Origin of the sequence: Rheinheimera baltica DSM 14885 (assembly GCF_000425345.1) — a bacterium.
GTDB classification, from domain to species: domain Bacteria; phylum Pseudomonadota; class Gammaproteobacteria; order Enterobacterales; family Alteromonadaceae; genus Alishewanella; species Alishewanella baltica.
This window is the reverse complement of record NZ_AUDG01000027.1, coordinates 43,508-56,089: the sequence shown is the minus strand read 5'-3', so window position 1 is coordinate 56,089 and position 12,582 is coordinate 43,508. Positions and strand designations below refer to the sequence as shown.

At 48.0% G+C, this 12,582-nt stretch carries 14 protein-coding genes; 6 read left to right on the top strand and 8 right to left on the bottom strand.

Annotation, left to right across the window (positions count from 1 at the left end):
• Nucleotides 1-289: transposase (locus H595_RS0110725; RefSeq protein ID WP_027671225.1), on the bottom strand; the 289-nt coding region annotated here is incomplete at its 3' end.
• Between the two features lie 24 nt (nucleotides 290-313).
• Here H595_RS0110725 and H595_RS24765 point away from each other — a divergent pair.
• Nucleotides 314-586: a CPBP family intramembrane glutamic endopeptidase gene (locus H595_RS24765; protein WP_420876334.1), complete on the top strand. Its 273-nt coding sequence runs from the start codon at nucleotides 314-316 to the stop codon at nucleotides 584-586.
• Between the two features lie 79 nt (nucleotides 587-665).
• On the top strand, nucleotides 666-2,747 hold the full coding sequence (locus H595_RS0110720) for a peptidase domain-containing ABC transporter (protein WP_027671224.1): 2,082 nt from the start codon (nucleotides 666-668) through the stop codon (nucleotides 2,745-2,747).
• Nucleotides 2,748-3,043: 296 nt separating this feature from the next.
• Here H595_RS0110720 and H595_RS0110715 read toward each other — a convergent pair whose 3' ends face one another.
• The 5 genes from H595_RS0110715 to H595_RS0110695 all read right to left on the bottom strand — a co-directional run bounded on the left by H595_RS0110715 (nucleotide 3,044) and on the right by H595_RS0110695 (nucleotide 6,665).
• Entirely contained in the window at nucleotides 3,044-3,571 is a 528-nt protein-coding gene (locus H595_RS0110715; RefSeq protein WP_027671223.1) for a tetratricopeptide repeat protein, read from the bottom strand.
• Nucleotides 3,572-3,740: 169 nt separating this feature from the next.
• A complete protein-coding gene (locus H595_RS0110710; protein ID WP_037054444.1) occupies nucleotides 3,741-4,637 on the bottom strand; it encodes a LysR family transcriptional regulator in 897 nt (298 codons plus the stop codon).
• Between the two features lie 169 nt (nucleotides 4,638-4,806).
• Nucleotides 4,807-5,349: a 1,2-dihydroxy-3-keto-5-methylthiopentene dioxygenase gene (locus tag H595_RS0110705; protein ID WP_027671221.1), complete on the bottom strand. Its 543-nt coding sequence runs from the start codon at nucleotides 5,347-5,349 to the stop codon at nucleotides 4,807-4,809.
• 2 nt (nucleotides 5,350-5,351) lie between these two features.
• Nucleotides 5,352-6,029 (bottom strand): acireductone synthase, encoded by a 678-nt coding sequence (mtnC, locus tag H595_RS0110700; protein ID WP_027671220.1) that lies wholly within the window; start codon nucleotides 6,027-6,029, stop codon nucleotides 5,352-5,354.
• 3 nt (nucleotides 6,030-6,032) lie between these two features.
• Nucleotides 6,033-6,665, bottom strand: coding sequence for a methylthioribulose 1-phosphate dehydratase (locus H595_RS0110695; RefSeq protein WP_037054441.1), 633 nt, complete (start codon nucleotides 6,663-6,665; stop codon nucleotides 6,033-6,035).
• Between the two features lie 107 nt (nucleotides 6,666-6,772).
• Here H595_RS0110695 and H595_RS0110690 point away from each other — a divergent pair, with 107 nt between their 5' ends.
• Nucleotides 6,773-7,918 (top strand): pyridoxal phosphate-dependent aminotransferase, encoded by a 1,146-nt coding sequence (locus tag H595_RS0110690; RefSeq protein WP_027671218.1) that lies wholly within the window; start codon nucleotides 6,773-6,775, stop codon nucleotides 7,916-7,918.
• Nucleotides 7,906-8,697, top strand: coding sequence for an amidohydrolase (locus tag H595_RS0110685; protein WP_027671217.1), 792 nt, complete (start codon nucleotides 7,906-7,908; stop codon nucleotides 8,695-8,697). The genes H595_RS0110690 and H595_RS0110685 overlap by 13 nt, the downstream gene beginning before the upstream one ends.
• Nucleotides 8,698-8,786: 89 nt before the next feature.
• Here the strand turns inward: H595_RS0110685 and H595_RS0110680 are convergent, their stop codons facing one another.
• A complete protein-coding gene (locus tag H595_RS0110680; RefSeq protein WP_037054439.1) occupies nucleotides 8,787-9,275 on the bottom strand; it encodes a YgjP-like metallopeptidase domain-containing protein in 489 nt (162 codons plus the stop codon).
• 169 nt (nucleotides 9,276-9,444) lie between these two features.
• Here H595_RS0110680 and H595_RS0110675 point away from each other — a divergent pair, with 169 nt between their 5' ends.
• A complete protein-coding gene (locus tag H595_RS0110675; RefSeq protein ID WP_027671215.1) occupies nucleotides 9,445-9,870 on the top strand; it encodes a cytidine deaminase in 426 nt (141 codons plus the stop codon).
• 3 nt (nucleotides 9,871-9,873) lie between these two features.
• A complete protein-coding gene (gene deoA / locus H595_RS0110670; RefSeq protein WP_027671214.1) occupies nucleotides 9,874-11,184 on the top strand; it encodes a thymidine phosphorylase in 1,311 nt (436 codons plus the stop codon).
• 97 nt (nucleotides 11,185-11,281) lie between these two features.
• Here the strand turns inward: deoA and H595_RS0110665 are convergent, their stop codons facing one another.
• Entirely contained in the window at nucleotides 11,282-12,577 is a 1,296-nt protein-coding gene (locus H595_RS0110665) for an NAD(P)/FAD-dependent oxidoreductase (RefSeq protein ID WP_027671213.1), read from the bottom strand.
• Between the last annotated feature and the right edge of the window lie 5 nt (nucleotides 12,578-12,582).

Sequence of the window (12,582 nt, the reverse complement as noted above, 5' to 3'; positions counted from 1 at the left end):
TGACCAATCTAGGTTCGAAGGTGCTATTGCGGTCGCGCGGGACTTCCAGCTCTATTTCACCATGCACAGAGCGCACAGTTTTACTGGTTTTACCGTTGCGGGAATTACCGGTTTTTTTACCGGCCGGGTCATGTTTGGCGTAACCAAGATGGTGTTCCATCTCAGCTTCAAGGGCTCGTTCAGCAAGCTTTTTGGTCAACTGGCGCAATAGGCCTTGCTCGCCCATCAGATCTTCAGGAGATTTGCAGTCAGCTAACAGCTGATCCAGTAATTGGTCTGTAATTGGCATTCTTTATCCCTTCTAAGGAGTTAGATAGAATGCCACTTACACAGTTTTTTTTACAGACTCTTCAGACACTTACTTTATGAGTATTTCCTCAGAGTGTTTTCGGTTAGTTTTTCTTTTTTTGCTATATCTGTTTTATTTGTTTTTGTTCACTTTGATTCGAATTTTATTTTTAACTTCCAGTATTTTCTTGTGTCTTTTAGTCTTCTAATGCTTAGACATATAAGTAATAACTTTTGGTTGTGTTTTTTGAGTCACTTAATTTCAAATTTGGTCGTGATTTTTATTTTAGGTGGTTGATGTCTAATTTCACTATAGATTACTATTACGGGTTTTATGATTGTTTCAGGTTGCCTAATAATATCAATGTTGGTTGTTTATGATCTACCAATCCGAAGCTGCTGAATGTGGCTTGGCATGTATTGCTATGGTGGCCAATCAACATGGCCATCAACTGGATTTAACCACATTACGTAACCGCTATAGCGTTTCGCTAAAAGGCGCCAATATGCAGCAGCTTATGCTGCTGTCTAACCAGCTAAATATGACAGCGAGGGCGCTAAAGCTTGAACTTGGCGAGTTAAAAAACCTCAGCACGCCCTGCATATTGCACTGGGAAATGAACCACTTTGTGGTGCTGAAAAAAGTGCACCGCAATGGCATTACCATCCTCGACCCGGCTCTGGGCGAGCGGTGTTTGACCTCAGCAGAGGTTGATAAAGCCTTTACCGGCGTAGCGCTGGAACTTACACCTGGTACCGAATTCAGAAAAATTGATGAACGGGTGCAGCTTGGGCTAACCGCCTTTTGGTCGAAAATGCAGGGCGTGGTGCCTGCGCTGGTTAAGTTATTTGCCTTGTCCTTATTGCTGCAGGTGTTCGCATTAGCTTCCCCCTATTACACTCAGTTGGTAGTTGATGAGGTACTGGTAAGCCAGGACAAGCCATTACTTACAGTGCTGGCGCTGGGTTTTGGTTTAATAATGTTAATTCAGGTAGTGGTAAGCGTGCTGCGTAGCTGGATATCCCTGCATCTGGGTACCATGATGAGCATGCAAATGGTGACTAATCTGTTTCGCCACTTGTTGCATTTGCCATTGTCCTATTTTGAAAAACGTCACATGGGGGATATTACCTCCAGGTTTGGTTCTTTATCCGCAGTACAATCGCTGCTGACCAACAGCCTGGTCGAGGGCATTTTAGACGGCATTATGGTAATTATTGTGTTCGCCATGATGTATCTGTATAGCCCGCAGCTGAGTTTTGTCGTGGTGATTGTCGTTGCGTTATATGCAGTAATCCGCTGGGCATTTTATTGGCCAATGCGCCAATTAACAGAAGAAAACATAGTTGCTGGTGCCAAAGAAGATTCGGTTTTTATGGAAAGCATCCGCGGTATACAAAGTATTAAACTGTTTGGTCAGCAAACGCAGCGTTTAAATATCTGGCAAAATCGGCATGCAGAGGCGATTAACAGTGGTTACCGCCTGGCAAAGTGGGGCATTAGCGCTAACACAGCTAACCAATTACTGTTTGGCGTTGAAGGTATTTTAATTGTCTATCTGGCAGCGCATGCCGTGATGGATGGTAGCATGACGGTAGGTATGTTGTTTGCCTTCATGGCTTATAAAAGCCAGTTTACCGGCCGAATGTCGGCGCTTATTGGTCTGGTAGTACAAGTGAAAATGACCAAATTGCACCTGGATCGTTTAGCCGATATCGCTTTAACTGATAAAGAAGATGAAGGCAGCACCAATGATGGCCGCGAGCTAAGCGGCCAGCTCAGCCTGACTAATATCAGCTTTCGTTATGCTAGCAATGACCCTTTGCTGTTCAACGGCCTTAATCTTGAAGTAAAAGCCGGTGAAAACCTGGCTATTATTGGTCCGTCGGGTGCCGGTAAAACCAGTTTGATGAAGATTATGCTGGGGTTGTCGCCAAGCGAGAGTGGCAAGGTTGAGGTAGATGGTGTGGATATCCGCCATTTAGGCTTACGGCATTACCGCAGCCAGATAGCCGCGGTAATGCAGGATGACCAGTTAATGTCCGGCACGCTGGCAGAGAACATTAGCTTTTTCGATAGCCAAATGGATATGCAGCAGGTGATTGCTTGCGCGCAATTGGCCGGCATTCATCAGGATATTGCCGTCATGCAAATGGGCTACAACGCCTTGGTTGGTGATATGGGTAGTTCACTTTCTGGCGGGCAGAAGCAGCGCTTACTGTTGGCTCGAGCACTGTACCGCAAACCCAAAATTCTGTTTATGGATGAAGCGACCAGTCATTTAGATGTTAAACTTGAGCGCTATGTGAATCAGGCGATTAAACAGCTGAATATGACCCGGATTATTATCGCTCACCGTCCACAAACCATCGTTAATGCAGAGCGTATTATGCAGTTACATAACGGCCAGTTGCGGGATATAACCAAGGCGTACAAAGCACAATTTATACGGGCATGAAAAGCAACAGCAGCAACACTCGCCTTGGCTCGTCAGAGCACTCGGTCACGCTGGTGCGTTCTCTCAGACGCTCTTTGACGCCCAATTCGAGATTCCTGCTGTTCGCTATCGCTAAGATACAGACAAAAAAACAGAGTTACACCGGGGGGATGTAACTCTGTATACACACGGGGGAGTGTAAGTTAAGTTAAGCTAAGCAATGAACAGGCGCTTACTCTGTTCGCTGCTGGCACCGTGCAGGCGCTTAATTTGCACAGTGTTCCGCTGTAGTCAGCAGAATAAGGTTTACTGCAGTGTTACTCGCCGGTGACCATGGCCAGGTCAAGGCCATTACTGGCTTTGTTTAGGGCAAGTTCTAAACGTTGTAGGTTATGTACGCTTACTTCGTTGCGGCTTAATTCAGCGGCACGTGTAAAGTCTGCCAGTGCGGCCAGGTTGTTGTTTTGCGATAGACGCAATACACCACGGTTACTCAGCGCATGCGCTCGCATTTCACGTTTATCACCAGTGCTAACATGAGTAAATTGTTGAACTGACGCCACAGCGCTATTACAGGCTTGTTCAGCTTGCTGCAGCTGGTTGTTTTTGGTAAAACCGACGCACAAGCTCATTTGACGAGAGAAGTTATCAACTTCTGCACTGTTGCTATCAAGTGTTTCATTAATACCCTGGTCGAACTTACCGGCCTGTAATGCCGCTACGCCAGGAGTATCTTCAATGATGACCATTTTATAGCCGTTGGTGTTGGCTGATGCGAAAAATGAACCCGAGGCCATTAGCATCAACGCCAAAGAACTGCCTAATTTAATTGATCTCGCTTTCATAGTGTGTTGCTCCCAATTTTCCCATCCAGGCAGCCATGTTTGGTCTGCAGGTTAAGTTTGAGCAAAAGCACTAAATCTGACAAACGATAAAAAAAAACCTGATAAGTGAAATTTATTCATCTACCTGTGTCATCAAGCAGTCATGTTGTGTTGCATCGGCATTGTTAAGTTATAACGCCTCCGGTGTAACGTGAAAGCTTTGCAATATCCAATCTATTAACAGTTGAATTTCATGCCGGCTGGGGTCGTCATCGTGACGTACCAAATAATAGCGATCGCGGCTAAGCAGCTCTTGTTCGAACAGCCGCTGTAAGCTGCCACTGGTAAACCAGCCATTGCTGATTGGCAGAGGAACGAGCGCAACGCCCAGCCCTTGCTGTGCCGCGCGCGCTACGCTAAACATGCTGTCTAGTTGTATTATCTGCTTGGGTTGAAAATTATGATAACCAACATGCTCTGCCCATTGATGCCAGGCGTGCGGCCGCGCCTGGTGCAAAATAAGCGGTACCTGTTCCAATACCTGATAGCCTTTACTGTGCCATTTCTGGTACTGCTGCGGGTTGCAGGCTGGCACGTAGCTTATCGGGAATAAGTCGTATGCCACTTGCTCAACAGGCTTTTTGCCCGATAAAACAATCGACAGATCCGTGTACTTGGGGCTGTCCCGGCGAGACTTAACGGTTTCCAGCTTAAGGTTGATATTGGCATATTGTTCTGACCAACCAATAAGCCGGGGTACAAACAATTCGCTGGCAAAAAACTCTGGCATGGAAATACTGACTTCTAACATGCGTTCAGCCTGGCTAAATTCGCCAATCGTGGTGGCGAGTTGTTGCATTAGCGGCTCGATTGCCAGATAAAATTGCTTGCCAACTTCTGTCAGCACAATGGCACGAGTTTGGCGCTCGAACAGCTGCAGGTTAAGGTTTTCTTCCAGCTGCTTAATTTGATGACTTACCGCAGATGGCGTTAAGTACAGTTTTTTGGCTGTTTCTTTAAAACTTAAACACTCAGCGGCAACACAAAAACAGCGTAGGCCCCGCATTGGGGTCTGAATTGGTAACATAATAAACCCGGGATAAATGAGCGTGCTGTCCTATTGTTGCAGCACTGTATGACAAAGCATAAGCAATAGCAGTGCCAGTGCAAGCTTTAGTGCTAATTAACTGAGAAATGGCGGGTTTAATTAATACAGGCGGTAACGTAGCAATACTGCGCACCACGCTAGTGCAGCGTTAGTCCAGTAACGGGAAAGCGGTGGCGATGGGGCTGCCGGTAAAATTAGCGACCCAGCCTTCGGTATTATTGAATAACCGTATGGCGGTAAATTCTGGCTCACTGCCCATATCAAACCAATGCGTGGTGCCTGCAGGAACGCTGATTAAATCATTTTGTTGGCATAACACCTGATACACCTTGCCGTTTATGTGCAGGCAAAACAGACCCTGGCCGCGAACAAAAAAGCGAACTTCATCTTCGCTGTGTGTATGTTCGGCAAGAAATTTCTGCCGCAATAGCGTTTTGTCCGGATGGTTGGCGTTAAGTGAGATCACATCAACGGTAAGGTAACCCCGCTGTGCTTTAAGCTGATTAATATCTGCCGCATAAGCTGTAAGGATTTGCTCATCTGTGCTGTCAGGGCTAATTGGGGCGGCGGCGTGCCATTGTTCAAACCGGATCCCTGCATCCTGTAATTGTTGTGTAATAGCCTCTGGCTCGCTACTGTCAAACAACGCTTGTTGCGGATTATCGGCACTAAATACAGTTAACCGGCTCATTGTTATTGCTCCAAAACCTGATAGAAGTCGCTGGCTACTTTGTGGCTGCCTGCGGTTTGTCCTTCGCGAATAAGTTGTACGGTATCAATACCCAGCGGTGCGGCAGCATCCAGCTCAGCCGCCACGTCAGACAAAAACAGTATTTGTTTCGGCGGTAATTGGAGTTGCTGCACTATAGCGGCATAGGAGGATATGTCGCGCTTGGCACCAATCTGTGTGTCAAAATAGCCGCTAAATAATGGTGTTAAATCACCGGCATCGCTGTGTTGGAACAACAGTTGCTGCGCCTGTACTGATCCTGAACTATAGACATACAGCTTTATGCCGCTGTTATGCCAATGATGTAGCTGTGCGGCAGCGTCGGCATAAACATGGCCGGTAAAGGCGCAACTTTGATAGCCATGCTGCCAAACCATGCCTTGTAAGGCTTTTAGCGGTGTCACTTTAGCGTCTTGTGCTATCCATTGTTGTAGCTGTTCGTTAATTTGCGCCAGGCTAGCCGATGGCTGCTGCATTAGGTTGCGACAGGCTTGCAATTGCGTGGCGACGGCTTCGTTGTGTTGTTGTGCCTGAATAAACGCTGGCAATTCACTGGCTGCGTATGGAAACAACACGTCGGTAACAAAGCTAATGCGACTGGTGGTACCTTCAATGTCTGTAATAATGGCGGAATACTTCACGGCTTACCTTGTTAGTTTTAACCTTTCCAGCTCGCAGTTTATAAGAAACTCCCAACCTTCTAAATGCCTTTTTGCTTCATCGAGACTGCGACCCCATACATACAAGCCGTGACCCCGCACCAATAAGCCCCAATGTAATGGTTGTTGCTGCCAGCGTTGACTGAGCTTGTCGGCAAGCTCTGGGATATGCTGTGTGTTGTCGAACAATGCCAGTGGACAAGCTGCGGTATGTGTTGTATTTCCGCTAATGGCTTTTTGCATTTCATAGCCTTGAAACAGGTAACTGTCTTCACTGATTATCCGCGAAAACACTGTGGCTTGTACCGAATGCGTGTGCAACACCGCCTTTATCTGCGGGTCAAGCTGGTACAACCGGGCATGCAAGGCGGTTTCGGCTGACGGTGTGCCCGTGCAGGTTAAACTACCATCTTGCCAGCTTACTGGTAGCAAATCCTGCGGGCTTAACTCGCCTTTATCTTTGCCAGAGGCGGTTACCAATGCGCTGTGTTCGCCACTTCGGATAGAAAAATTACCGCCGGTGGCCGGTACCCAATGTCGGCTGGCGATCCAGCGACCTAACGCACACAAAGCAATGGCATGTGGATTAAGTTGATGCAGCTGAGCGGTATTATTCATATTTAGTGTAAACCTGGTTGCTATACGTTTAAGCGTTTAGATGTCTATACATAAAACGGGCTAAATGATAGCATTCAAACCGGTTTTCGCAACTTTTTCTTGCTGCTATGACACTTAAAAGCAAACTGCCTAAGGTAGGCACAACTATATTTAGTCAGATGTCACAACTGGCTGCACAGCACCAAGCGATTAATTTATCGCAAGGTTTTCCTGATTTTTCTCCGGACCCACTGTTGTTGGATGCCCTGGCGGCATATAGCCAGCAGGGGTTTAATCAGTATGCCCCTATGCCAGGTATACCGGCTTTGCAGACTCAAATTGCCAGTTTGGTGCAGCGGTGCTACCAGCGTACAGTGAATGCCGAACAAGAGGTAACCGTAACCAGCGGTGCGACAGAGGCGTTGTTTGTTGCCATCAATGCTGTGGTGCAGCCAGGGGATGAGGTAATAGTATTTGACCCGGCGTACGACAGTTATGAGCCGGCAATTAACCTATGTGGCGGCAAGGCTGTGCATATTGCGCTGACGGCACCGGGCTATCGTATTAATTGGCAGCAAGTGGCTGAGGCTATTACTCTACGTACACGGCTTATTTTAGTTAATAGCCCGCACAACCCAACTGGCATGGTGTTTACCCCGCAAGACTGGATCAGCTTGCAGCAGTTGGTGCTTAAGCATAATTTGTACTGTATTAGTGATGAAGTTTACGAACACATGGTGTTTGATGGTGCGCCACAACTTAGCGCAAACTGCTTTGCAGATCTGGCGGCCCGCAGTTTTATTGTTTCCTCTTTTGGTAAAACCTTTCATGTCACTGGCTGGAAACTGGGCTATTGTGTGGCGCCTGCGGCGTTAAGTGCAGAGTTTCGAAAAATACATCAGTACGTTACGTTTTCCAGCTTTACCCCGGCGCAGCATGCTGTTGCCGACATGTTGGCACAGCAACCACAGCAGGTTAGTGGCTTGGCCAGGTTTTATCAGCATAAGCGCGACCATTTTGTTAATGTGTTGCACGCTAGCCGTTTTACGTTATTACCTTGTCAGGGCAGTTATTTTTTACTGGCCGATTACAGCGCGATAAGCGATTTGGACGATGTGAGCTTTTGCCAATGGTTAACTAAAGAACATAAGGTCGCTGCTATCCCGCTGTCGGTGTTTTATCAAACGCCGCTCACTGCCCGCATTGTTCGCTTTTGTTTTGCTAAACAAGACAGCACGCTTAACGCGGCAGCGGAGGCATTATGCCGGATTTAACAGAACTGAATGTTAGGGTACTGCAAACTGAATTGGTTTGGCAGGATGCAGCGGCAAACCGCTTGCAGCTTGCGAAGCAATTGCTAGATTGCACTGGGGCAGATGTTATCGTATTGCCTGAAATGTTTAGCAGTGGTTTTTCCATGCAAAGTGCCGATATTGCCGAGCCAGAAGGAGAAACACTAAACTGGTTAAAGCAACAGGCGGTTTTAACACAGGCGGCACTAGTAGGTTCTGTTGCTACCCGCATAAAGCAAGGTTGTGTTAACCGCTGCTACTTTGTTACCCCTGATGGCGAGGTGACCTATTACGATAAAAAGCACCTGTTTCGTATGGCGGGTGAGCATCAGGCTTACGTTGCTGGCAACGAACGTGTAGTGGTTAGGTATCGTGGTTGGCGCTTGCTGCTACAGGTATGTTACGACCTGCGTTTCCCGGTGTTTAGCCGTAACCGCAACGATTACGATATCGCACTGTATGTGGCAAACTGGCCAGCGGCAAGAGCCCATGCCTGGCGTACACTATTGCAGGCGCGTGCCATTGAGAACCAGGCCTACGTGCTGGGGTGTAACCGCGTAGGCACGGATGGCAATGGTATTAGCTATCGTGGCGATAGCTTGATTGTTGATTTTTTGGGCAAGCCACTGGCTGATGTAGCACCCGCTAGCCCTGCCATTTTAGCAGCAGCACTTAACTTAGCTGCGCTAAACCAATACCGGCAGCAATTTCCGGCCTATTTAGATACTGATGCCTTTGCGCTGATACCGCCAAAATCATGATCGGTTTGCTCCAAATCAACTGTTGGAGCCCCTGGATGACCGGACAAATAGGTCGGGAACATATTTAGATTGTTTTGTTTGGTCGATATTTAAGTCTTACTCGAATCCCGCCAAAGTAACCAGAGCCGGGTATCCAGCTCCAACTGATGGTAAGCCGGTTCCATATGTTGGCAGAGTTTATAAAAGGCTTTGTTATGCTCTTTTTCTTTGAAATGAGCCAGCTCATGCACCACGATCATACGTAAAAATTCGGCTGGCGCCTGCTTAAACAATGCAGCAACGGTAATACTGTTATGCGATTTTAATTTGTGACCATGCACCCTGGATTGATAGGTGTGCATACCGAGTGCTTGCTGCAGTACATTTAGTTTGCTGTCATACCTTACCTGGCTTAGCGGTGCGCTATTACGCATATAGTCATTTTTTAATTCGTTAATATAGCTGTACAGCGCCTTATCACTTTGCACCTGATGTGGCGCAGGATATTTGCGCGCCAAATACGCCTCAAGTTGTCCGCTGTCTAACAGTTCGTTAGCTTGCTGCTGAATGTGCGCCGGGTAGCCGGCGAGGTAATTCATGGGCTTCACATTATCGTATCTTTAATTATTTATGCCGGCATTATAAGGCGCATCTAAACTGCCGTCAGTATGCATTGCGGTGTATGTTTTATTGATTGCTATACACAGGCTTGACCCGGACGCTATTCGCAGTAACACTATATGCCCATAACTAACATGAGTTTAACCAGTGAGTGAAATTAACTGGGCTGCCTTGCAGCAAGCCGCAAAAAACGCCGCAGCGCAGGCTTATGCGCCTTACAGCAAATTCCCCGTCGGCGTAGCCGTATTGGCCAGCAGTGGTAAAATCTACAGTGGCTGTAATGTTGAAAACGCCTCTTATGGCGGCACAATATGTGCGGAGCGTAACGCAATTGCGGCTGCCGTGGTCGCGGGTGAGCGTGCATTTGATGCGCTGATGGTATATACACCGCAAGAGATGTTAACGCCACCTTGTGGTATCTGTCGTCAGGTTATCGCCGAATTTTTTACACCAGACTCGCCAGTTGCAAGTTGCAACCATTTAGGTCAGCAGCAAAGCTGGACATTGGCTGAGTTGCTGCCGTCTGCCTTTACCCCAACCTACCTAGCCAACAGCACTAAAGTTGGAGCTTAATATATGATCCCGCAGGAAATTATTAAAACCAAGCGTAATGGTGGCCAGTTAAACCCGGCCGAGATTAGCCAGTTTGTCCGCGGCTTAACCGATGACAGCTTTAGCGAAGGCCAGGTAGCGGCATTGGCGATGGCCATTTACTTAAATGGTATGAATGTAGACGAAATCGTCGCGTTAACGCTAGCCATGCGTGACAGCGGTACGGTACTAAACTGGCAAGGTAAGCTAAATGGCCCGGTGGTGGATAAGCACAGCACCGGCGGCGTGGGTGACAAAGTAACCTTGATGCTGGCACCCATGGTAGCAGCGTGTGGTGCTTTTATGCCCAGCATTGCCGGTCGTGGCTTAGGGCATACTGGCGGCACGGTAGATAAACTGGAAACGATCCCTGGGTATAGTTGTACGCAACCCTTGGATAAAATTGAGCAATTATTACCACAATTGGGCTGCGTTATTGTTGGACAAAGTAGCCAGCTGGCGCCGGCCGACCGTCGCTTATATGCTATTCGTGATGTCACAGCCACCGTTGAATCTATCCCCCTTATCACCGCGTCAATTTTGTCCAAAAAGCTGTCAGAAGGTTTAGATGCCTTGGTAATGGACGTAAAAATTGGCAATGGTGCCATTATGCGTACGGTAGATGATGCGTCTGCGTTGGCCAGCAGCATTGTCAATGTCGCCAATGGGGCGGGTGTGCCAACGCGCGCACTGCTAACAGACATGAACCAGATTTTAGGTCGTACTGCCGGTAATGCGCTAGAAGTTGTTGAAACACTGGATTATTTAACCGGCAAATACCGTGAGCCACGCTTACATCAGGTAACACTGGAGCTTGGCGCCAATATGCTGATGTTGGGTGGGCTGCATAAAGATAAAGCCTCCGCTATTGCAGCGTTGGAGTACAGTTTAAGCTCAGGCAAAGCCGCTGAAATTTTTGCACAAATGGTTTCAGCCTTAGGTGGCCCGGTTGATTTACTGGAAAAGCCACAGCAGTATCTCGCAAGCGCACCTGTGGTACAGGACATTGTTGCACCGACAAGCGGCTACCTAAACTATACCAATACTGTTGGGCTTGGTATGGCAGTAGTGCGCTTGGGTGGCGGCCGCTCTCACCCTAGTCAGCAAATAGACCCCGCCGTCGGTTTTAGTCATATTTTAGCCGGTGGTAGCAAAGTGCAGCAGGGCGATGTCATTGCTTGCGTGCACGCTGCCAGTATAGAGGCGGCAACGATAGCTTCTGCAGAGTATCTGGCTGCGCTATCGATAGCGGAACAAGTTACTGCAGCCCCATTGGTGCATCATATTATTGGTTAACTGGCATTGCGCACCCGAAATTGACTGTTATTTTGCAAGTCAACTTCAGGGTGCCGCCTAGCAAGTCTTGCGTACTGATTGGAGGCTACAGCAGGCCTTAGTGTAGCTTAAGGCGCGGTCGCACGATGCGATTGATGCGCGCTACTAAGCTGATAACCAACATCTTTAACCAGCCATGTAGCGCAACCTGATGCATTCGATAAAGCGAAATATAAGCCAGTCTGGCAATGCGGCCTTCAATCATCATGGCACCACCAACCAGGTTGCCCATGAGGCTGCCAACGGTACCAAAGCGGCTTAACGAAATCAGTGATCCATGATCTTTGTAGGTGAATTCACGTAGCGATTTGCCATTTAACTCAGCCAAAATATTATCGGCAACAGAACTGGCCATTTGATGCGCCGACTGTGCTCGTGGTGGCACCCATTTGTTGTCTGGTAAAGGGCAGCCGGCACAATCACCAATAGCATAGATGCGGCTGTCCAGCGTGGTTTGTAGCTTGCTGTTTACCAGTAGCTGATTAATGCGGTTGTTTTCCAGGCCGTCAAGGTGATGTAAAAAATCTGGCGCTTTAATACCTGCAGCCCATACCATCAGTTCGGCGTCCAACTGCTCACTTCCTAACTGCAGCCCAGTGCTGTTCGCCGCCGTGACTTTAGTATTGGTACGTACCTTAACGCCCAGTTTTTCTAGTTCTTTTTGCGCAGCAATGGCAATGCGCTCAGGTAGCGCAGGTAAAATACGCGGCCCGGCCTCTATCACACTGATGTTTAAACGCGCTTTTCGTAAGTCAGCAAAGCCATACAAGTTGAGTTCGGCGGCGGCATGATATAGCTCAGCTGCTAGTTCAACTCCGGTAGCGCCTGCACCAACGATGGCAATATTGAGCGTTTCTTTCGGATGGCGGGGTGAATTCAGCTTTAAATAGGCGTCAAGTAAGTGTCGATGAAAGCGCTGTGCCTGTGCCGGACTATCTAAAAAGATGCAATGCTCTGCTACGCCAGGGGTATTGAAGTGGTTTGACACACTGCCGATGGCCAACACCAAGTAGTCATAGTCCAGTTCTCTTGCTGCTAGCACTTCCTCGCCTTCGTCAGCAAATACGGGGGCCAAAATAACTTTTTGCTGTTGCCGGTTCAGGCCGTCAAAACGGCCTAATTGAAAATCAAAACCGTGTGCAGCGGCATGGGCGCGGTAACTGAGCTGATCAATTTCGATGTCTAATGTGCCGGTAGCAACTTCGTGTAGTAAGGGTTTCCAAATGTGAGTGTGGTTACGGTCTACTAAAGTAATATGCGCTTTGCCGCGGCGACCTAACTTATTACCTAAGCGGGTTGCCAGTTCCAGGCCGCCAGCTCCTCCGCCAACAATTAGTATGCGTGGGCGTGTCATATGCT